Genomic DNA, 19,732 nt, shown 5'->3' on the forward strand with positions numbered 1-19,732 from the left:
TGGTCAGTCTCCCGCCCTGAAGACCCGAAAGGCGACCGCCAGCCACGCGGCAGGGCAATCGCTTCAGGTTCCGAATTCGTCCCGTCATCCTTTTCCGAACGTTGGCGCCGCCCCTCACCTGCCTGCCGGCATCCTCTCCCCGTAAACGGGGCGAGGGACGCTGTCATCGATGGTTTCGCCAATTGTCGGTGTTCCAAGAAAGGCGCCGGCGCTGCGGCCAGCCTCTTTCTCCCCGTTCACGGGGAGAAATGCCCGGCAGGGCAATGAGGGGCGGCGCCTACTTCGACGATTGGTGATCTGCCCAAAAATTGGAAACTGTCGTTAGACTGAAGCGATTGCCCTGAGACCAGCGGCTTGCCCGTTGACAGCATTTAAGTTGTAGGATGATATGTATAAGCATACACACCAGCAACAAAGCCGGCCCGACAATGACCATCCACGGCATCTCGCCTGACATTCTCGCAGCACTGGAGCGCGTCCTGGGACAGAGCGGCGTGGCCGCCGATGCCGCTGGCATGGAAAAGTATCTCGGGGACTGGTCCGGCGATCATCATGGCGGCGCCCTTGCCGTGCTGAAGCCGGCCTCGGTCGCCGAGGTTCAGGCCACTGTCCAGCTGTGCGGCACGCTCGGGCTGGCGATGATTCCGCAAGGCGGCAACACCGGGCTTGTCGCCGGCGCAATCGATATCGGCACGAGCCGAGGCGCGGCGGTCATCAGCCTGGAGCGGTTGAACAGGATCCGCCTCGTCGACGCCGACAATTTCATCCTGCAGGCCGATGGCGGCTGCATCCTGCAGCACATCAAGGATGCCGCCGAAGATCGGGATTGCGTGTTTCCGCTAGCGCTCGGCGCCCAGGGAACCTGCCAGATCGGCGGCAACGCGGCGAGCAATGCCGGTGGCGTCAACGTACTGCGCTACGGAATGACCCGTGACCTCATTATCGGCCTGGAAGTGGTGCTGCCGGACGGCGAACTGTGGAGCGGCTTTTCCGGCCTGCGCAAGGACAATCGCGGCTACGACCTGAAGCAGCTTTTCATCGGCAGCGAAGGAACGCTTGGCATCATCACCGGTGTCGAGGTCAAGCTGTTTCCGAAACCCGGCCGCATCGAGACGGCTTATCTGGGCCTTCCCTCGTTCGAAGCGGCCATCGCGCTGTTCCGGCAGGCCCGGCGCGGATGCTCGGACCTGATATCCGCCTTCGAGATCATCGGATCGGAATGCGTGGAGCTTGCGCATCTGGTCGACCCGACCGTCGTCGCCCCGGTCGCCGCCCCCGTTCATGTGCTGATCGAACTGTCGTCGAGCACAGCCGTCGACCTACGCACGCTGCTGGTCGATTTCCTGGCCGGCGCAATGGAAAACCAACTCGTCACCGATGCCGTCCTGGCCGAGAGCAGCGCACAGGCCAGGGCTTTCTGGGCGATTCGCGAAGGGCTGGTCGAGGGGCAAGCCAAGCGTGGCTATCACGTGCGCACCGATCTTTCGGTGCGTATCTCCGATATTCCCACGCTGATCGCCGATGCCCGGCGGTTTGTTACGCGGGAGCACCCGGGCTGGGTTTCCCAGGCCTATGGCCATGCCGGCGACGGCAACGTCCATTTCAACGTGCTGCCGCCGCTTGGCCTTGCCGAGCCCGACGCGCGTGCCAGGGGCGCCGACATCACGGCCGGGCTGTACGAGGTCATCAATGCCCTTGGCGGCTCGATCAGCGCCGAGCACGGCATCGGCCGCACTCGCCAGCGCGTCTACTGGACGGGAATGTCTCCCGTCCACCGTCGGCTCGTCAGCGCGCTAAAGAATGCCATCGACCCTAGTGGGCTGATGAACCCCGGCTGCCTCTTTCCCGCGACGGAGACCTTGTCATGAAACAACGACTGGCTGCCATCGGCACTGTCGAGGCATTGCCGCACCGGGTCGCGGCGTTCCTCAGCCGCGAGATCGAATCAGGCGACCTCAATCCGGGCAGTTTGCTGCCGACAGAACAGCAGCTCTCGGAGAAATTCGGCGTCAGCCGAAACGTGGTGCGCGAGGCGATCGCGCAATTGCGCGCCGATGGCATGGTGGAAGCGCGACAAGGCATCGGCTCCTTCGTGTTGGCACCGGAGCAGCGGGCAACGATCCGCATCGACCGCGAGACGCTGAAGGAAGGGCAGAATATGGAGCGGCTCTTCGAGCTGCGCTGCATTCTCGAGGCCGAGTCGGCCGCGCTTGCCGCCGAGCGGCGCGAGCAGGAGCATCTCGACGCCATCAAGGCTGCGCTCGACCGCATGAGCGGCGAGGAGCGCTGGGAAGACGGCAGCATCGACGCCGATCTTCTGTTTCATCGCGAAATCGCCCGGGCGACAGGCAACAGCTACATCCACACCTTCATTTCCTTCGTCTGCGAACAGATTCGCCGCTCGATCTACTACGCGCGACAAACCAACCCGTTGCACGACCTGGTGGAAGTCAATGTCGGCGAGCATGTGCGCATCTATGAGGCGCTGGTCGCCGGCGACCCGGCAGAAGCCGAGGCGGCGATGCGCGCGCATATCATCGGCGCCGCCAATCGTGTCGGCGTCAGGCTGCCGACGTCGCGTGGCCAGCGCGCCGACGGAGGGAAATAGCCATGTCGCTCGGAACCGCATACCGGATTTCGGACGTATGTCTGCTTGTCGAGGACATCGAGCGAACGCTGGCATTCTATGTCGACAAGCTCGGCTTCCGCCTGCGCCGGCGCGCCGAAGGCTTTGCCGACTTCCATGGCGAGGGCGTGACGCTTGCCGCCTGGGAGATCGACCATATCAGCCAGCATACCGGCGTCTCGAAGCTGCGTTCGCCGCGCCACGCGCACAAGGTCTGCGTCGCGGTCAAGCTCGACGCACCCGGCGAGATCGACCGCCTGTATTCCGAGCTGACCGCCAAGGGCGTGCCCTTCCAGGGTCCGCCCGAGGATTACGTCTGGAACGCGCGCTGCGCCTATTTCACCGACCCGGACGACACGCTCTGGGAACTCTACGCCTGGCTCGACGGCGGCCCCGGCGACTACCACGACGAACAGCCGTAGACGACACCGCGCCAAGGGAACGGCGCGCAAGGAAGAGACAGACAAGTCTTGCAACAGGAGCGAAAAATGAGTGAACAATCATTACAACGTAAACCGCCGCAGCTTCATGAAATCCGGCCTGGCGGCCGCGGCCGCCGCATCGGCCGGGATGCAACTGGTGCTGACCCCCGGCGCGAAGGCGGCCGGAAAGGTCGTCATCCAGTATGACTGGCTGATGTCCAACGGCCAGATCGGCGACATTGCCGCCGTCGTCAACGGCTACTTCAAGGACGCCGGGCTCGACGTGGAATTCAGTCCTGGCGGCCCCAACGCCTCGACCGTGCCGCCGGTGATCTCGGGTGCGGCACAGCTCGGCCAATTCTCCGAAACGCCGCAGCTTTTCGCGGCTCGCGCCAGCGGCGTACCGGTCAAGATCATCGCTTGCGGCTTCCGCACCGGCCCTTACGCCTTCACCTCGAAGGCGGCAAATCCGATCCGCGGCATCGCCGATTTCAAGGGCAAGAAGATCGGCATCCAACCGACCGCGCGTTTCGTCATCGACGAGATCCTGGCCAAGAACGGCATGGGCCCGTCCGACGTCACCGTCGTCAATGTTGGCTTCGACAAAGGGCCGCTGGTGCGTGGCGATGTCGATGCGATCGGCGGTTGGATCACCAACACACAGGCATTGAGCGTCGTCGGCGATGACCGCATCGACCTTCTGGTGCGCGATCTCGGCCTGAATTCCTATGCGGACGTCTACTTCGCCACCGACGCCGCAATCGAAAAGGATCCGGACACGCTGGCGAAATTCATCGGCGCCGTCGCCAAGGGCTGGGGCTGGGTGCACGCCAACCCGCAGGACGCCGTGAAAAAAATGGTCGCCGCCTATCCCGAAATGGACCTCGGGTGGGAAGAGAAGACCATCAACCTTGTGCTGAAACTCTCCTTCGATGCGGCAACCGCCAAGGATGGCTGGGGGACGTTCGACCCGGCATCGATCGAGGAGCAATTGGCACTGCTGGACAAGGTTGGGCAGTATCCGAACGGACGGCCAGCCACCGCCGACGTCCATACCACCAAGATCCTCGAACTTTCGGCCACCGAGCGGCCGAAGCTCGACGCACCCGCCGCCTGATGGCGAGCGCGATCGAAGCCAGCAGGCTGGATGTCGGCTATGACGGCCGCCAGGCGGCCGTCATAGTGCTCTCCGGCCTCGACCTCAGCGTCGAGACCGGATCCTTCCTGTCGATCCTTGGGCCTTCCGGCTGCGGCAAGTCGACCTTGCTCCGGGTGGTTGCCGACCTGCTCGATCCGCTCGGCGGCACGATCAGCGTGCTCGGCGACACGCCTCATGCTGTCCGGTCGCGCCGCGATGTCGGCTTCGTCTTCCAGGACTCGACCTTGCTGCCCTGGCGCACGGTGCGCGACAATGTGCGTCTGCCGCTTGGCGTCGGGCAAGGCAGCCTGACCCGCAAAATCGAGGACCGCAGTGACGAATTGCTCGATCTGATGGGGCTTGCCGGCTTCGGTGAGCGCCTGCCACACCAGCTTTCCGGCGGCCAGCGCCAGCGCGTGGCGATCGCCCGAGCATTGCTTGGACAACCAAAACTGCTGCTGATGGACGAACCGTTCGGGGCGCTCGACGAGATCACCCGCGACCGCCTCAACGATGAGTTGCTCGCTTTGTGGCGGCGCACGGGCACGACGATCCTGTTCGTCACCCATTCGATCGCCGAGGCCGCCTATCTCGGTGAGCAGGTCATCGTTCTGGCCGCCAATCCGGGGCGACTGGTCAAGGACCTGGATATGCGGCCGCTCAAGCAGGAGGGCAACCGCTGCTCGCGTGAAGACCCGTCAATCGTCGCCGCCATGGCCGACCTGCGCACCGCGCTGGAGCGCGCGTCGTGAGGCCGGCGCCGCTGTCTCCGCAGTTGGCAATCGCCCTGCCCGTTCTCGGCGCGGCGTCACTGCTTGTCACCTGGCAGTATCTGCTGCCGCTTCTCGGCGTGCCGGCCTATATCGTGCCGACGCCGACGGCGATATCAGGCGTCTTCCAGAAGAATTTCGCGCTGCTCATCGACAATCTCAGGCCGACGCTGATCGAGGCGCTGGCCGGCTTCGTCATCGGCAATTTGGCTGCCGTCCTGCTGGCTGTCGTGTTCGTGCACAGCCGCATCCTTCAGGCAGCCTATTTTCCGATCGTGCTGTTCTTCAACACCATTCCGATCCTGGCGCTGTCGCCGATCATCATCCTGATCTTCGGGCTCGGCATGACGCCGAAGATCGTCATCGCGGCGGTGATCTGTTTCTTTCCGACGCTGGTGAACATGATCCGTGGCCTGGATTCGGCCAGCGATAACGAGCACGAGCTGTTTCGGGTGCTGTCGGCGACACGCTGGGAGATATTTTGGGACCTGCGCCTGCCGCGTGCGCTGCCGATGCTGTTCTCCTCGCTCAGGATCGCCTCGGCGACGGCGGTCGTCGGCGCCATCGTCGGTGAATGGATCGGCTCGGACAAGGGCCTCGGCGCGCTGATTATCCAGGCGAGCTTCAACTACCAGTCGGACCGGCTTTACGCGGCGATCGTTTTGTCGTCGTGCCTGTCGATCGCGCTGTTTTGTGCCGTGGTGATGGTTGAGCGCCGGGTCATCAGATACTGAGCCGGCGAACTGTTTTTTGCCGATCCGTGCTCTACGGCGCCGTGCGCAGGCAAACCGCCTGCCGTAGCCTCATCCTCAGGATTTGACGTGGATCTCCCGCGGGAACTTGGTCAGCGTCTCATTGCCGGTTTCGGTGACCAGGATGGTCTCGCTGATCTCGATGCCCCAGCCGTCCATCCACATGCCGAGGATGGAATGAACGACGTTGCCTGATTCGAGCACGGTCTTGTCGCCCGGCCTGAGGCTGATCGTGTGTTCGCCCCAATCCGGCGGATAGGCGACGCCGATGGAATAGCCGATGCGCGACTCCTTCTTCAGTCCATGGCGCTGGATGACCTTGCGCCAGGCGCCCTCGACGGCTTCGGCTGATGTTCCCGGCCTGACCGCGTCGAGCACCGCATCCATGCCCTCGATCACCGCTTTGGCCGTATCCGAGACATTTGTCGGCGTTTTGCCGAGTTGCAGGGTTCTTGCCAGTCCGGCGGCATAGCGGCGGCAGACACCGGCAAGTTCCAGGGCAATCGTCTCGTTTTCGCCAAACCGCCTGTCGCTCCACATGATGTGCGGCGCGGAAGCATTCTCGCCACCGAGAATTGTCGGCGGAAGCGCGGTGATGTCACCCGCGAAGTCAGGGCTGCCGGCGATCTGCGCCGCCTGGATGGCGGCGATGGCATCGCATTCGCGAACTCCCGGCGCGATCACCTCGAAGGCCCGCGTGACCGCCGCTTCGGCCAGGGTCGATGCCTTGCGCAAATAGGCGATCTCGGGCGGCGATTTGACCGCGCGGATCCAGTTCACCAACAGATCGGCATCTTGCCATTTCGCATTGGGAAGTCCGGCGACAAGCCGGGCATGTGCTTTCGGGGAGAAATAGTAGGCTTCGAGTTCGATGCCGATAGCGCGGTTCCCCCAGCCCTTCGCCACGATCCAGTTCGCGATCCAGTCCATCGGATGGCGATCGGCACGCTGAACGTGATCCTCCGGGAAGCCAACCACGTTCTCGGGCTTCATCCAGGCTGTCAGAAGACCGCCGGCCGCATCCATGGCGCGCCCGATCCAGACCGGCTCGACCTCCTCGACTGGAACGAGCACAACCTGGGGCGTGTAGAATGACCAGCCATCATAGCCAGTGATGTAGTGCTGGTTGGCAACGTCGTTGACAACAAGGAGCTCGAGACCGCGCCTGGCCATCTCGGCGCGGATCTTGCGAAGCCGCTGTTGGTACTCTTCGTGGGCAAACGGCAATTCGATCATCCTTGCTCCATGCTTTGTCGGATCAGAGGTCGCGGGGTTCGCTTACCTTTGAGACGCTTTCGACATGGCGGCAATCGGCCAGCGTGGCGCGTGAGCAGGTCCTGAACCGGGGTACGTTTCGATTTATTTTTGAATTCCATTTGACTGAATAAATAACAGGTGCGAAGCTAATCTCTCCTAAGGGCGCAAATCATGGCACTGCGGGGGACCAATCAGGAGTTCGGGCGGCCGTACAACCGGCGCATCGTGCTTGAGTCGATCCGCCTGCATGGGCCGATCGCTCGCGGCGAGATCGCCCGGCGCGTCGGCCTCACCGTCCAGACGGTGTCCACCATCGTTCGCGAACTGGAAGAACAGGGCTACATCCTGTCGCTGCGCGAAGAACCGAAGGGGCGCGGCCTGCCACCGGCGACCCTGCGGATCAACCCCGAGGGCGGCTACGCCGTCGGCACTCACATCACCCCGCTCGGCATCAGTGCCGCCTTGATCAATCTGAGCGGCGACGTGATCGAGAGCACTTACCGCGAGGCGCCGAACGCGACGCCGGACCACGCCTTCGACCTCATCGCGGCGATGGTGAATGAATTGACCGGACTGCGGGCTGGAGGACGGGTTCTCGGCGTCGGCATGGCCCTGCCCGGCCCGTTCGATGTCGAATCCATGAGTTTTGTCGGTCCGACCACCATGACCGGCTGGAAGGATGTGGCGCTGGGTGAGCGGCTGGCGGCTTCCACCGGGCTGCCGGCCTTCTTTGAAACCGACATGGCGGCCGCGGCCATGGGCGAGCGCCTCTACGGCCTCGGCGCGCAGTTTTCCGAATATTACTATCTCTATTTCGGCGTCGGCCTTGGCGGCGTCATGGTTCATGACGGCTCCGCGTTGCGCGGCGCCGGGGGCAATGCCGGCGAGATCGGGCACATTCCCGTCGTTCCCGGTGGCGAGGCCTGCCCGTGCGGCAACAGCGGTTGTCTCGAAAGATACCTCTCGCTCGAGGCGCTCCGGCGCTGGAACGGCAGCGAGGCCGAATGGGTGGCCGAAGTCGCACCGATCTTTCACAATGCCGTCGCCGTCATCGAGAACCTGTTCGACCCCGAAACCGTCATCCTCGGCGGGCTGGCGTCCATCGATCTGCTCGAAATGCTGGCTGGTTCGGCCGGAGGCCTGCATAATTCCGTTTCCGCACGCAAGGACCGCACGACGCCTCGAATCCTCGTCGCGCGCGGCGGGCAACATTCGGTGTTGCGCGGCGCCGCCGCCCTTGCGGTTTCTGGGGTGCTGTCACCGCGCTTCGGGCAGATGTTTGCTGCCGAACGCGAACGCGAGCGCGACCTTATCAAAGGCAGGGAGATTGCGGCATGAACGAACCCCTGCTGGTGCTCGACAACGTCACCAAGAATTATGGCGCTATCGAAGCGCTCAAGGGGATCAGCTTCTCGATCGGCAAGGGCGAGGTCGTGGCGCTGCTCGGCGACAACGGCGCCGGCAAATCGACGCTGGTCAAGATCATCGCCGGCGGACTGGAGCCGACCTCGGGCCGCATGCTGTTCGAGGGCAAGGAGTTCCTTGCCCGGTCGCCTGCCGAGGCCAAGGCGGCGGGCATCGAGACCGTCTACCAGGACCTGTCGCTGTGCACCAATGTCGACGTCGTCGCCAATTTCTTCATGGGCCGCGAGATCACCAGGAAGGTTCTTGGCATTCCCGTGCTCGACGAGCGCGCCATGGAAGCCGTCGTCGGAAAGGCGCTGGCCAGTGCCGGCACCCGCATTCCCTCGCTGCGCACCAATGTCGAGCACCTTTCGGGCGGCCAGCGGCAGGCCATCGAGCTCAACCGCTTCGTGCACTGGGGCGGCAAGCTGGTGCTGCTCGATGAACCGTTCGCAGCGCTTGGCGTCGAACAGACGCGGCGCGGCCTCGACATGATCCGCCAGGTGGCGAACCAGGGCATCGGCGTCGTCATCATCACTCATATCATGCAGCAGGCCTTCCAGGTCGCCGACCGGATCGTGGTGATCCGGCAAGGCGTCGTGGCGGGTGATGTCGCACGCAACAAAACAAGTCCCGATGCGGTGATCAACATGATCACCGGAGAGACGCTTGCCGGTGCCGGACCGACAGGCTGAGGGACAAAAGAGGGGTCCGGCGTAAAAGAGGAGCGAACGACATGAAGCGAATACTTCTTGCTGTCTTCGGTATCCTTGCACTGGCCTTTGCCACGCTCACGCCGGCATTCGCCCAGTCCAAGGGTATCGTCTACTATATGGTGCCGACCCTGCTGGACGAGTTCCAGACCGGCTCGGTGAGCGCGCTGGAGCTGTTCCTGAAGCAGACCGGCTACGAGATGAAGACGCTGAACGCCGACAACAAGACCGACGCCCAGCAATCACAGATGAACGACGTCATCGCGCTGAAACCGGCGGCCATCATCCTGGCGGCGGTCGACTTCAATGCGCTGAAACCGTCCATCGAAGCCGCCCGCGCGGCCGGCATCCCGGTGGTCGAGTTCGACCGCCAGATCACGTCGACACCGTCCGACTTCACCTCTGTCGCCGGAACGGTCGAGATCGGCTACGTCGCCGCCGAGCAGGCCGAGAAGCTGCTGAAAGCAAAGAACGGCTCGGTGAAGGGCAAGGTGCTGCAGGTGCTCGGCGACCCCGGCGACCCCTACACGCTCGACATCCAGAAGGGCTTTGAAGAGAAGATGAAGGCGTTTCCGGACGTCAAGATCATCTCGCTTCCGGCCATGCAGTGGGCGGCGGATGCAGCCGGGACCATCGTCAACGACCAGATGCTTGCAAACCCCGACATCGACCTCATCTTCAGCCATGCCGCGCACCTTTCGGTCGCTGCCGTCGCCTCGCTCGAGGCCGCCGGCAAGAAACCGGGCGACGTCATGCTGATGAGCTCGAACGGCGCTCCGGTCGGCCTCGACCTGATCCGCAAGGGCTGGCTCAACGTCGAGGTCGAGCAGCCGCTCTACGCGCAGGCCGCGGCCGTCGCCATGTTCATGGACAAGATCGCCGGTAAGCAGGAAATCAAGCCCGGCGAGTATGACGTGCTCGGCCTGAAATCGACCGTGACCAAGGAAGCCTGGGGGCCGAACATCAAGATCCCCGGCGCCGCCATCACCAAGGAGAACGTCGACAATCCGGCCTTCTGGGGCAACCAGAAGCCGCCGACGGACACCGTCAAGTCAGTCGAATAGTCATCCGAAAGCGCTCCGGGCCGTAGCGGCCCGGAGCCTGCCCCTTCACAACGCCGCGTTCGGAAGGACGCCGTGGCGAATTTGAATCCGCGCCTGGACCCGACGAAATCGAATTGATTTCGCGGCGGCATGCGCCAACCGGATCAGCCCATGAACCCGCGTACACGCAAAGCCCTGGAGTTCGTTCTCGACAACCTCGTCTGGTTCATGCTGCTGTTCGTGCTGGTGGTCTTTTCCATCTTTGTCCCGAACTATTTCCAGCTCGGCATCTTCGCCAACATCATCGAGGCTTCCAGTGTGCTCGGCGTCATGTCGATCGGCCTGGCGCTGGTCATCATCGCCGGTCACATGGACCTGTCGGTCGAATCCGTGGCAGCGCTCAGCGCCATGGCGGTCGGCATCCTGTTCTGCTCGTCGGGCATCGGCATGGGCGTGCAGTTGCATCCGGAATGGCTGATGGTTCCGGTTTCGCTGTTCGTTGCGCTGGCCGTCGGCGGCATCATCGGCGCCGTCAACGGCTACCTCGTGGTCAAGGTGAAGATGAGCGCCTTCATCATCACGCTGGCGTCCTACATCTGGGTGCGCGGCCTCGTGCTGGTGATTTCGGGCGGCCGCTCGGCGCAGGACCTGGCGCCGGCCATCCGCTGGTTCGGCATCCAGCGCCTGATCGGCCTGCCACTCACCGCCTGGATCGCGGTCGCCTGTTTCGTCGTCTTCTCGCTGATCATGGCCAAGACGCCGTTTGGCCGGCATCTCGTCATGATCGGCGGCAACGAGACCGCGACCTTCCGCGCCGGCATCCGCGTCAACCGCAATCTCGTCATCGCCTTCGTGCTCGCCGGCGCCATCGCCGGCCTTGCCGGCTGGCTGCTGGCGATCCGGACCTCGGGCGCCACCGCCAATCTCGGCGTCGGCCTGCTGTTCAACGCCTTCGCCGCCGTCGTCATCGGCGGCGTCAGCCTGAAAGGCGGCGTCGGCACCCTGCCCGGCGTCTATGCCGGCGTGCTGCTGCTCTCGGCCATCAACACGGCGATCAACCTGATGGGCCTGCCGGCCAACTTCACCCAGGTCATCCACGGCCTGCTGGTGCTGGCCGCCGTGCTGCTCGACGCTTTCAAGCAAACCATCCGCCAAAGACTCGCATGACAGGACGGCTCGCATGACCAATCGGTTACAAGACAAGGTGGCGCTGATCATCGGCAGCGCCCGCGGCATCGGCAAGGGCATCGCCCTGCGCTTTGCGGAGGAAGGTGCAAAGCTTGTGCTCGCCGACACCGAGGTCGAGGCGGGGCAAGCGACCGCGCGCGAAATCGGCGTCCCCTTCATCCGCACCGACATCTCGCAAATGAGCGACGCCGAGGCCGCCGTGGCGCTGGCGCTGAAGCACCATGGCCGCCTCGACATCATCGTGCAGAATGCCGGCATCTATCCCTGGCAGCTGATCGAAAACACCAGCGCCGACGACTGGGACCGTGTCATGGCGGTCAATCTGCGCGGCACCTTCAATGCCAGCCGCGCGGCCCTGGTGCCGATGAAGGCGCAAGGCTTTGGCCGCATGCTCTACACTTCGTCCATCACCGGCCCGCACGTCACCAGCCCGGGCCATGGCCATTACTCGGCCAGCAAGGCCGGCATCAACGGCTTCATTCGTGCGGCGGCGCTGGAATTTTCCGGCTACGGCATCACCGTCAACGGCGTCGAGCCCGGCAACATCCTGACCGAGGCGATCGAGCTGCATCGTGGCGCCGCCTATATCAAGAACATGGAGGACTCCATCCCGCTCGGCCGCCTCGGCAGCCCGCGCGACGTGGCCAACGCCTTCCTGTTCCTCGCCTCCGACGATGCCAGCTACATCACCGGCACGACCATCATCGTCGACGGCGGGCAGCTGCTGCCGGAAGGCAATGATTTTCGGCTCTTGCCGCCGTGATCACCGCAGGAATGACGATGGACTGCTGAGAGTTGTGTGCGTCAAGTTCTGCAAAAATGGCGTGGCATCGCGGTGACGTCGGGGTGTCCGTCGCGCAGCCCCCGTGTTTAGCGGAGCGGCGGACACATGACGGTGCTCAGGCGGCCAAGGCCCTCAGGCTCTCCTTCTTGTGCTCGCGCAGATGATCCATGTTCAGATAGCGGGTCGCCTCGAGCCAGTTCTCGTGGATCTCCACCGCCAACGCCCGAACCAGCCGCAGGCAACTCCGCGGGTTGGGGAAGATGCGGACGACCAGGGTGCGCCGTTTGATCTCCTGGTTCAGCCGCTCCAGCATGTTGGTCGACTTCATGTGCTTATGATGGGCAAGCGGCAGCCGATAGAAGCTCAGCGTCTCCTCGATATTGTCCTCCACCCAGTTGACCAGCTTCGGGTATTTGGCCTGCCATTTGGCGATCCACTGCGCCAGGTCGCGCTTGACCTCGGCAAGGTCGCGCCGGTCGTAGAACCATCTGAGCTCCATCAGGCAATCGTCGTCGACCTTGCGCGGCACGTAGTCGAGCGCGTTTCTGAGGAAGTGCACGTAGCAGCGCTGCCAGACCGCTTCGGGCAGCACTTCGCGGATTGCCGCCCTGAGCCCCGGATGGTCGTCGGAGACGACGAACTCGACGCCGGCGAGCCCGCGAGTCTTGAGCCCCGTCAGGAACTCGCGCCAGCTCGAATGGCTCTCCCGGTTGGCCAGCTCAACGCCCAGAACCTGGCGCCGGCCCTCCCAATCCACGCCGATCGCCACCAGCACCGCCTGGCTGGCGATCACGCCCGCCTCGCGAGCCCGCTCGTAGCGCGCGTCCAAAATGAGATACGGATAGCTTTCCTCGAGCCGCTGCGTGAAGAACGCCTTGAGCGCCTCATCCAGCCGCGTCGTCGCCTCGCTCACCGTCGAGGCCGAGAAGGAGTGGCCGCACAATTCCTCCGTCACCGCCTTCACCTTGCGGGTCGAGACGCCCTGCACGTACATCTCCACCAGTGCCGACACCAATGCCTTCTCCGAACGCTGGTAGCGCTCAAACAACTCCGTCGAGAACCGGCCGGCCCGATCCTGCGGAACGCGAAGCTCCAGCACCCCAACCCGCGTCACCAGCTTGCGCTCGTAATAGCCGGACCGGTAACTCGTCCGCTCCGCCGTCCGCTCGCCTTTCTCGGCCCCGATCGCCTCCGTCATCTCGGCTTCAAGAACCTCCTGCACGACAGTCTGCAATGCCTGGCGAAAGCCGTCCTCATCCGACAACAGCAACGCTTTCAACTCGCCTCTGCTCAGTCTAACTTCTCGATTGGTCATGGCACTTCCCCTTCCACGGGAATCGGTGATTGCAACGTCACCATCGTGCCATGGCCGCTCGCCCCTCAGAGCAAGCGCCGTTCTCTCTCCAAAACTTTTTGCAGAACCTTCAGGACACTATCCTGCTGAGTCTCCTGACGAGGAACCGGAATGAGAGCTGTAACTTCAAGTGGCAGACTTATCGCCCGCGCACTAGTTGTCAAATATCCCCAAAGTTGCAGTGGAACAACTTCGCATCTCAAGGGTTGTTCATCAAGTGCTGACCAACGGGGATATTTGGGAATGACCGACGAAATCAGAACCAGTCATATTTACCAGCGGGCTCATGCTTTGGCAGAGGACGGCGTCCACCACTCGCCTGCCGAGATCGTTGCCACATTGCTGGCCGAGGGCTATCCGGAAGCAGCCGAGCTGTTGAACTCCAAAAACATCCATGCCGACCTGCGCCGGGTTTGCGATGGCGCGGCTGATGGACAGCCAGCCACTCCGCACCGCGCGCTTCGCCATTGACGCGGGCCGTGGATGGATTGTGTGATTGGAATGGTGGGCGATGACGGGCTCGAACCGCCGACATCTTCGGTGTAAACGAAGCGCTCTACCAACTGAGCTAATCGCCCGCTCCGGGCCGGACCTTTAAGCGGTCGGGATCGGCTTCGCAAGGCCAAATGAATGTGGGACACCCTGGTTGGACGCCGGTTTTGCCAACAAAACGCCGGCTGTCAAAAAACCTTCTCCTGTTTGCTGTTATGCTGTCCTGTCGCGCTTGACACCCGGTGGCGAACCCCTTATCCAGCGCCCAACGACGAACACGGCTGACACGTGTTCGCCATGCGCGGGTGTAGCTCAGTTGGTTAGAGTGCCGGCCTGTCACGCCGGAGGTCGCGGGTTCGAGCCCCGTCACTCGCGCCATTTAACTTACTGATAGTTAAATGGTTTTCGCGCTAAGTAGGCTTTGGCCTTGTCAGGCAATCGGACCATGTAAGCAGGCTGCGAAGAATTCGCGGACGACTGCAGCCGCTTGAAGCGCGCGCCTCCCTAGATGCGCGCAGCGCCATTCTCCCGGCTGCCAAAATGCCGTGCCGGTGATGCAGCCGGTCGATCGTCACTTGGCCTTTGGTCTGATCCGCAGCCTACCTCGATGATTCCGACCAATGCGCGAACAAATTCAACCATATCGTTTGCCGTAATGGCGGCCTTGTCGGGACTTTGCCCAATGCGTTCGGCGGCTGCGCAACATGACAGGCGGATGAGATCGTAGTGTGAATCTCTTTCATCCTCCGGTATCGCCGCTAATTTCATGGCTCGGCGATGAATCAACCGCAGCAATTGTTCGAGAGCTGCTCCGACACTCATGCGTTTGCTCCGCATTGGTCGACCGTCCCACCGGAAACGTCGACGAGGAGGTGTTTTCCCCCATCCCCCGTGATGTGGAAGGCTGCATCACGGCTGTTAATATATCGTTTATTGCTAATATAAGGACGCTCCGCGGTGTTGTCCTGCCACCGGGAGCACTCGATCTCGCCAGCAAGCTCGTCCTGGGCCTCGCTATCGGCCTGGGCGTTGGCCTTGGAATGGCAATCGCGGGCTAGCTAGGTGGTTTGGCGCATTTAGACACACGGTGGCGGAAGCCTATCCGCGGATTGGTCTTGACCGATTTCTCAGTGGACTCGGATTTACGGGCCAAGATGGCGACATTAGACGGGTCCGCCTCCAGAATATGGCTACCACCAAGCGCTCTTTGACAATCTTGCCATGCGCTGCCCTAACCTCATCCCCTCGCCAGCAGCGCTTCGACCTCCTGCAGCGTCGGCATCGACGGCGCGGTCCCTGGTCGCGTCACTGAAATTCCGGCGACTGCGCAAGCAAAGCGCACGGCTTGCAACGGCTCCACGCCTCGCGAAAGGGCCGCGGCCAGCCCGCCATTGAAGGCATCGCCCGCCCCTGTGGTTTCGACCACTGGGCCGGCACTGATGGCGGGAACATGGTCGGAGCGGTCCTTCGAGTGCAAAAGCGCGCCCTTGTCACCCAGTGTGACGATGACCGTGCCGACGCCCTTTTCAAGCAGACTGTCCGCGGCGCGCCGCGCCTCGTCGACCGAGGAGACCTTCATCCCGGTCAGCTCCTCCGTCTCGGTCTCGTTGGGCGTGAGGTAGTCGCAGAGCGTGTAGATGCGGTCGGGAAGCTTTGCCGCCGGGGCCGGGTTGAGGATCGTCGTCACCCCTGCCCCGCGCGCGATCTCCAGCGCCCGCATGGCTGCTTCGATCGGCTGTTCGAGCTGGGTGACAAAGACGCCGGCACCGCTGATCATCGCGCCATTGGCTTCGATATCGGCCGGCGAGATCAGCATGGCGGCACCGGGGCTGACGATGATGGCGTTGTTGCCGGTCGTCTCCTCGACGAAGATGTAGGCGGCACCGGTATAGCTTTCCGGCGTGTCGATGACGGCATTCTTGACGCCCGCCCGCGCCCAGGTCTGCCTGGCCATGTCGGCGAAGGGGTCGACGCCGAGGCGGGTGAGGAAGGTGACGTCTGCGCCAAGCTTGCCGGCGGCGACCGCCTGGTTCGAGCCCTTGCCGCCCGGACCCAGCGTGAAGGATGTACCGAGGAGGGTTTCGCCCATGCGCGGCTGCCGCTGCGCCCTGTAGGCGGTGTCGGCGACGAAGACGCCCAATATGACGACAGGCTTGCCCGAAGCCATGCCGCTACTCCGCATCCGGCGGCACGACGCCCTTGCGGAAGGCGAAGCAGCCATAGAAGCGGCGCTCGCCGGTCTGGATGACGCAATAGGCCTGTTTGGCGCGCTCGTAGAAGGCATAGCGCTCGACCGCTATCATCGGCCACGACTTGCCCTCGGCCGCGTCGACTTCCTTCTGCACTTCCCTCTGCACGGGCGGAATCTCATCCGGCTTGCCGACGATTTCCATGCGCGCCGCCGAGTCGTCGACGAACGTGTCCAGCGGGTAGAGCGACAGCACCGCCTTTGCAACCTCGGCGGCCGACGCATCGATGCGCAGCAGGCGGCCGAGCGCGGTCTGGCGCGCCACCGAATCGGACGGAAAATTGGTGTCGGCAATGATTAGATCATCGCCATGGCCCATTGCCCGCAATGCCTGCAGCACGTCGGCATTGAGCAGCGGGTTGATGCCTTTGAGCATGATATTCCTCGTGAAGTCCGATTGAGATCAGAGACGCTTGCCGGTCTCGGCGTCGAAAAGGTGGATCTGGTCGAGCCGCGGCTTCAGGGTGAGCGTGTCGCCCGGCTTGAAGTCGTGGCGCTCGCGAAACAGCGCCACCATCTCGCCTTCGCCGAAGCGCAGGAAGACCAGCGTTTCCGAGCCGGTCGGCTCAACCACCGAAATCTTCGCCGGCACGCCATCGGGATGGATTTCGAGATGCTCCGGCCGCACGCCATAGACGACGGCCTGGCCGTCCTGTGCGGCATTGTCCGATGCAACCGGGAACAGCGTGCCCGCGATGTCGACACCCGGCTTGGCGCCCTTGCGCATGACGCCCTTGAGCAGGTTCATCGAAGGCGAACCGATGAAGCCGGCGACAAACAGATTGGCCGGCCGGTCGAACAGTTCCAGCGGCGCGCCGACCTGCTCGATGCGGCCGTCGCGCATGACGACGATCTTGTCGGCCATGGTCATGGCCTCGATCTGGTCGTGGGTGACGTAGATGGTGGTGGTCTTCAGCCGCTGGTGCAGTTCCTTGATCTCGGTGCGCATCTGCACGCGCAGCTTGGCGTCGAGATTGGAGAGCGGTTCGTCGAACAGGAACACCTGCGGATTGCGCACGATGGCACGGCCCATGGCTACGCGCTGGCGCTGGCCGCCGGAAAGCTGGCGGGGATAGCGCTTCAGATAGGGATTGAGGTCGAGGATGTCGGCGGCGCGCTTGACCCGCTCGGCGACCACGGCCGGATCGGTTTTCCGCAGCTTGAGCGCAAAGGCCATGTTCTGCTCGACCGTCTTGTGTGGATAGAGCGCATAGTTCTGGAACACCATGGCGATGTCGCGCTTGGCCGGCGGCAGATGATTGACGATACGGTCGCCGATGGCGATCGTGCCGCCCGAGATGGTTTCCAGCCCGGCCACCATCCTGAGCAGCGTGGACTTGCCGCAACCCGAAGGGCCAACCAGCACCACGAACTGTCCGTCCGATATGTCGACGCTGACTTCGTGCAGAACCTTGACGGTTCCGAATGCCTTGGCCACCTTGCTGATCGCGACTTGCGCCATATCTCCCCCGTCGGTTCCATTAACCGTAGGCGCAGAAGCTAACCAACGCGACCGGTCAGGGCAAGTCGGTCTCTTATAGATAAAAACCCGTTCTCGTTGACACGGCGTTTGGTTGTGAGAATAGTGGCAGGCGCTGGTCAAAACGTCGGTACCCGATCCGCAATCGGAACTTCAATCGACGCAGGGTGGGGTCCTGCTAATTCGTTTCCGAACCGGGAGCATCGTTGGCGCTCCAGCGTCCGACAGTTGGTCAATTTATTCACACTGAAGTTCTGGGAGGAATAGGCGATGAGAACGGGTCTTTACGAGAAACTGGTTCGTGCCGGCGCTACAAGGCGCGACATATTGAAGGGTGCGGCCAGCATGGCCGCGATTGCAGCCGCATCGGGCGCCGGGCTTGGCGCCTTGACGCGCCCGGCTTCCGCCGCAAGCGAACTTCGCTCCAAAATCCTGCAGATTCCCGGCGTCGGCAAAGGCCAGCCGACGGACGCTGATTTCCAGAAGGTCGGTGAACTCTGCCTCGAGGCCACGAAGGCCAACGTCAAGGAAGGCGAATTCGCCGGCGTCGAGCTGACCTTCATGGGTCTCAACAACCAGAACCTGCACAATGTTCTGTTCCGCGGCTTCCTGAAGCCATGGGAGGCCTATACCGGCGCCAAGATCAGCTGGATCGACCTGGCGCAGGCCGATTACAACGCCCGCCTGCAGCAGTCGATCGCCACCGGCACCGTCGATTTCGACATCATCGAGATGGGCGCACCGTTCGAAGGCGATGTCTGCGGCAAGGGTCTGACGTCGGAAATGCCGGATTGGGTCAAGGACCAGATCGACATGAAGGACGTCGTGGCCTATCTGCAGCCGCCGGTCGGCACCTGGGACGGCAAGCAATATCGCGTGACCGTCGACGGCGACGCGCACAATTTCAACTACCGCACCGACGTGTTCGCCGATGCCGACCTCGCCAAGGCCTGGAAGGATGGCGGCGGTGAAGGCGAGTGGGGCGTGCCGAAGACCTGGCAGCAGGTGCAGGCGGTGACGAAGTTCCTCAAGGGCAAGAAGCTCAAGGACCAGGACGTCTTTGGCTATCTCGACGCGCCCAAGGCGTGGGGCGGTTTCGGCTTCTATTTCCTCGGCAGCCGCGCTAGCGCCTATGCCAAGCATCCGGACGACAAGGCCTGGCTGTTCGACGCCGACACGATGAAGCCGCGCGTCAACAATCCGGCCTGGGTGCGCGCCATCCAGGACGTCATCGACGCGCTGCCGTCCGAACCCGCGGACCAGATCAACGCCGATCCGAACACGACCGCCTTCCAGCAGTTCCTGGCCGGCACCGGCTCGATGGTCACCTGGTGGGGTGACGTCGGCTCAAACGTCAAGACCAACGACTCCTCGGTCGTCGGCGATGTCACCGGCTTCTCGATCCTGCCGGGCTCGGACGATGTCTACAACTCCAAGACAGGCAAATGGGACAAGCTCGCCAGCGGCCCGAACTATGCGCCCAACTGCGCCTATCTCGGCTGGGGTGTCTATGTCATGGCCCGCGTCGATAGCGACGAGAAGAAGAAGAAGGCGGCATGGTCCGCCGCCGCCCATCTCGGCGGCAAGGACCTGTCGATCTGGACGGCGATGTATCCGTCGGGCTTCCAGCCCTACCGCAACTCGCATTTCGACGTTCCGGAATGGGTTGCCGCCGGCTACGACGAGGCCTTCATCACCTCGTATCTCAAGTCCGAATCCGACAGCTACAACCATCCGAACGCGGCGATCGAGCCACGCATCCCCGGCATCTTCCAATACTACAGCGCCGCCGAGGACATTCTGGCCAACACCTTCGCCGGCAAGATGAAGGCGCAGGAAGGCGCAGACGCCATTGCGGCGGCCTGGGAGAAGCTGACCGACCAGATCGGCCGCGACAACCAGGTCAAGCTCTACAAGGCTTCGCTCGGCATGTAGGCTGGCCTATGAACCGTGGGGGGGGGGGGACGCCCGGCCCCGCTAGACCCGCGCCGGGGGGGGTGGGGGCCGGCAAAAGGGGGGGGTTGTGGGGGTCGCGGCGTGGGCCGCCACCCCCCTGGCGGG

At 63.2% G+C, this 19,732-nt stretch carries 19 protein-coding genes and 2 tRNA genes; 14 read left to right on the forward strand and 7 right to left on the reverse strand.

Going from position 1 to position 19,732, the window contains the following annotated elements:
• The first annotated feature begins 428 nt into the window (after window positions 1–428).
• The 6 genes from NKH03_RS14210 to NKH03_RS14235 all read left to right on the forward strand — a co-directional run bounded on the left by NKH03_RS14210 (window position 429) and on the right by NKH03_RS14235 (window position 5,690).
• Entirely contained in the window at window positions 429–1,868 is a 1,440-nt protein-coding gene (locus NKH03_RS14210; protein ID WP_352968840.1) for an FAD-binding oxidoreductase, read from the forward strand.
• Window positions 1,865–2,608 carry a FadR/GntR family transcriptional regulator gene (locus NKH03_RS14215; protein WP_352968841.1) on the forward strand — a complete coding sequence of 248 codons (744 nt, stop codon included), beginning with the start codon at window positions 1,865–1,867 and terminating at the stop codon, window positions 2,606–2,608. The genes NKH03_RS14210 and NKH03_RS14215 overlap by 4 nt, the downstream gene beginning before the upstream one ends.
• Before the next feature lie 2 nt (window positions 2,609–2,610).
• A complete protein-coding gene (locus NKH03_RS14220; protein WP_352870599.1) occupies window positions 2,611–3,048 on the forward strand; it encodes a VOC family protein in 438 nt (145 codons plus the stop codon).
• A gap of 70 nt (window positions 3,049–3,118) precedes the next feature.
• Window positions 3,119–4,165: an ABC transporter substrate-binding protein gene (locus NKH03_RS14225; RefSeq protein WP_352968842.1), complete on the forward strand. Its 1,047-nt coding sequence runs from the start codon at window positions 3,119–3,121 to the stop codon at window positions 4,163–4,165.
• Entirely contained in the window at window positions 4,165–4,938 is a 774-nt protein-coding gene (locus NKH03_RS14230; protein WP_352968843.1) for an ABC transporter ATP-binding protein, read from the forward strand. The genes NKH03_RS14225 and NKH03_RS14230 overlap by 1 nt, the downstream gene beginning before the upstream one ends.
• Complete coding sequence (locus NKH03_RS14235; RefSeq protein WP_352968844.1) at window positions 4,935–5,690, forward strand: ABC transporter permease; 756 nt, start codon at window positions 4,935–4,937, stop codon at window positions 5,688–5,690. The genes NKH03_RS14230 and NKH03_RS14235 overlap by 4 nt, the downstream gene beginning before the upstream one ends.
• A gap of 75 nt (window positions 5,691–5,765) precedes the next feature.
• On the opposite strand, the gene NKH03_RS14240 is transcribed toward NKH03_RS14235, so the two are convergent.
• Window positions 5,766–6,944, reverse strand: a complete 1,179-nt coding sequence (locus NKH03_RS14240) for a M24 family metallopeptidase (RefSeq protein ID WP_352968845.1) — start codon at window positions 6,942–6,944, stop codon at window positions 5,766–5,768.
• A 192-nt stretch (window positions 6,945–7,136) separates the two neighbouring features.
• Between NKH03_RS14240 and NKH03_RS14245 the strand changes: the two genes are divergently transcribed.
• The 5 genes from NKH03_RS14245 to NKH03_RS14265 all read left to right on the forward strand — a co-directional run bounded on the left by NKH03_RS14245 (window position 7,137) and on the right by NKH03_RS14265 (window position 12,076).
• Window positions 7,137–8,303 carry an ROK family transcriptional regulator gene (locus NKH03_RS14245; protein WP_352968846.1) on the forward strand — a complete coding sequence of 389 codons (1,167 nt, stop codon included), beginning with the start codon at window positions 7,137–7,139 and terminating at the stop codon, window positions 8,301–8,303.
• The gene (locus tag NKH03_RS14250; RefSeq protein ID WP_352870593.1) at window positions 8,300–9,064 is read left to right on the forward strand and encodes an ATP-binding cassette domain-containing protein; all 765 of its coding nucleotides are present in this window, start codon (window positions 8,300–8,302) and stop codon (window positions 9,062–9,064) included. Before NKH03_RS14245 ends, NKH03_RS14250 begins: the two co-directional genes overlap by 4 nt.
• A gap of 41 nt (window positions 9,065–9,105) precedes the next feature.
• Window positions 9,106–10,146: a sugar ABC transporter substrate-binding protein gene (locus NKH03_RS14255; protein ID WP_352968847.1), complete on the forward strand. Its 1,041-nt coding sequence runs from the start codon at window positions 9,106–9,108 to the stop codon at window positions 10,144–10,146.
• Window positions 10,147–10,296: 150 nt separating this feature from the next.
• Window positions 10,297–11,292: an ABC transporter permease gene (locus tag NKH03_RS14260; RefSeq protein WP_352968848.1), complete on the forward strand. Its 996-nt coding sequence runs from the start codon at window positions 10,297–10,299 to the stop codon at window positions 11,290–11,292.
• Window positions 11,293–11,305: 13 nt separating this feature from the next.
• Window positions 11,306–12,076: an SDR family NAD(P)-dependent oxidoreductase gene (locus NKH03_RS14265; RefSeq protein WP_352968849.1), complete on the forward strand. Its 771-nt coding sequence runs from the start codon at window positions 11,306–11,308 to the stop codon at window positions 12,074–12,076.
• A 136-nt stretch (window positions 12,077–12,212) separates the two neighbouring features.
• Here the strand turns inward: NKH03_RS14265 and NKH03_RS14270 are convergent, their stop codons facing one another.
• On the reverse strand, window positions 12,213–13,412 hold the full coding sequence (locus NKH03_RS14270; protein WP_352968850.1) for an IS256 family transposase: 1,200 nt from the start codon (window positions 13,410–13,412) through the stop codon (window positions 12,213–12,215).
• Between the two features lie 282 nt (window positions 13,413–13,694).
• On the opposite strand from NKH03_RS14270, the gene NKH03_RS14275 reads away from it, so the two are divergent.
• Complete coding sequence (locus NKH03_RS14275; protein WP_352968851.1) at window positions 13,695–13,922, forward strand: hypothetical protein; 228 nt, start codon at window positions 13,695–13,697, stop codon at window positions 13,920–13,922.
• Between the two features lie 31 nt (window positions 13,923–13,953).
• On the opposite strand, the gene NKH03_RS14280 is transcribed toward NKH03_RS14275, so the two are convergent.
• Window positions 13,954–14,029, reverse strand: a tRNA-Val gene (locus NKH03_RS14280).
• A 215-nt stretch (window positions 14,030–14,244) separates the two neighbouring features.
• Here NKH03_RS14280 and NKH03_RS14285 point away from each other — a divergent pair.
• Window positions 14,245–14,321 (forward strand) — tRNA-Asp (locus tag NKH03_RS14285).
• Window positions 14,322–14,447: 126 nt separating this feature from the next.
• Here the strand turns inward: NKH03_RS14285 and NKH03_RS14290 are convergent.
• From NKH03_RS14290 to NKH03_RS14305, 4 genes are all read right to left on the reverse strand, one after another.
• Window positions 14,448–14,765: a hypothetical protein gene (locus NKH03_RS14290; protein ID WP_352968852.1), complete on the reverse strand. Its 318-nt coding sequence runs from the start codon at window positions 14,763–14,765 to the stop codon at window positions 14,448–14,450.
• Between the two features lie 415 nt (window positions 14,766–15,180).
• Entirely contained in the window at window positions 15,181–16,110 is a 930-nt protein-coding gene (gene rbsK, locus NKH03_RS14295) for a ribokinase (protein ID WP_352968853.1), read from the reverse strand.
• A 4-nt stretch (window positions 16,111–16,114) separates the two neighbouring features.
• Window positions 16,115–16,567, reverse strand: a complete 453-nt coding sequence (locus tag NKH03_RS14300) for an RbsD/FucU family protein (protein WP_352968854.1) — start codon at window positions 16,565–16,567, stop codon at window positions 16,115–16,117.
• A gap of 27 nt (window positions 16,568–16,594) precedes the next feature.
• On the reverse strand, window positions 16,595–17,653 hold the full coding sequence (locus NKH03_RS14305) for an ABC transporter ATP-binding protein (protein ID WP_352968855.1): 1,059 nt from the start codon (window positions 17,651–17,653) through the stop codon (window positions 16,595–16,597).
• Between the two features lie 288 nt (window positions 17,654–17,941).
• On the opposite strand from NKH03_RS14305, the gene NKH03_RS14310 reads away from it, so the two are divergent.
• On the forward strand, window positions 17,942–19,606 hold the full coding sequence (locus tag NKH03_RS14310; RefSeq protein ID WP_352968856.1) for an ABC transporter substrate-binding protein: 1,665 nt from the start codon (window positions 17,942–17,944) through the stop codon (window positions 19,604–19,606).
• Window positions 19,607–19,732 lie beyond the last annotated feature (126 nt).

Origin of the sequence: Mesorhizobium sp. M1406, from assembly GCF_040317555.1 — a bacterium.
Taxonomy (GTDB): Bacteria; Pseudomonadota; Alphaproteobacteria; order Rhizobiales; family Rhizobiaceae; genus Mesorhizobium.

Coding starts and splice junctions, on each gene's coding strand:
- NKH03_RS14305 (WP_352968855.1), bottom strand. CDS start 17,653: ATGGCGCAAGTCGCGATCAGCAAGGTGGCCAAGGCATTCGGAACCGTC.
- NKH03_RS14245 (WP_352968846.1), top strand. CDS start 7,137: ATGGCACTGCGGGGGACCAATCAGGAGTTCGGGCGGCCGTACAACCGG.
- NKH03_RS14310 (WP_352968856.1), top strand. CDS start 17,942: ATGAGAACGGGTCTTTACGAGAAACTGGTTCGTGCCGGCGCTACAAGG.
- NKH03_RS14255 (WP_352968847.1), top strand. CDS start 9,106: ATGAAGCGAATACTTCTTGCTGTCTTCGGTATCCTTGCACTGGCCTTT.
- NKH03_RS14215 (WP_352968841.1), top strand. CDS start 1,865: ATGAAACAACGACTGGCTGCCATCGGCACTGTCGAGGCATTGCCGCAC.
- NKH03_RS14290 (WP_352968852.1), bottom strand. CDS start 14,765: ATGAGTGTCGGAGCAGCTCTCGAACAATTGCTGCGGTTGATTCATCGC.
- NKH03_RS14265 (WP_352968849.1), top strand. CDS start 11,306: ATGACCAATCGGTTACAAGACAAGGTGGCGCTGATCATCGGCAGCGCC.
- NKH03_RS14270 (WP_352968850.1), bottom strand. CDS start 13,412: ATGACCAATCGAGAAGTTAGACTGAGCAGAGGCGAGTTGAAAGCGTTG.
- NKH03_RS14260 (WP_352968848.1), top strand. CDS start 10,297: ATGAACCCGCGTACACGCAAAGCCCTGGAGTTCGTTCTCGACAACCTC.
- NKH03_RS14240 (WP_352968845.1), bottom strand. CDS start 6,944: ATGATCGAATTGCCGTTTGCCCACGAAGAGTACCAACAGCGGCTTCGC.
- NKH03_RS14275 (WP_352968851.1), top strand. CDS start 13,695: ATGACCGACGAAATCAGAACCAGTCATATTTACCAGCGGGCTCATGCT.
- NKH03_RS14230 (WP_352968843.1), top strand. CDS start 4,165: ATGGCGAGCGCGATCGAAGCCAGCAGGCTGGATGTCGGCTATGACGGC.
- NKH03_RS14210 (WP_352968840.1), top strand. CDS start 429: ATGACCATCCACGGCATCTCGCCTGACATTCTCGCAGCACTGGAGCGC.
- NKH03_RS14300 (WP_352968854.1), bottom strand. CDS start 16,567: ATGCTCAAAGGCATCAACCCGCTGCTCAATGCCGACGTGCTGCAGGCA.
- NKH03_RS14250 (WP_352870593.1), top strand. CDS start 8,300: ATGAACGAACCCCTGCTGGTGCTCGACAACGTCACCAAGAATTATGGC.
- rbsK (WP_352968853.1), bottom strand. CDS start 16,110: ATGGCTTCGGGCAAGCCTGTCGTCATATTGGGCGTCTTCGTCGCCGAC.
- NKH03_RS14220 (WP_352870599.1), top strand. CDS start 2,611: ATGTCGCTCGGAACCGCATACCGGATTTCGGACGTATGTCTGCTTGTC.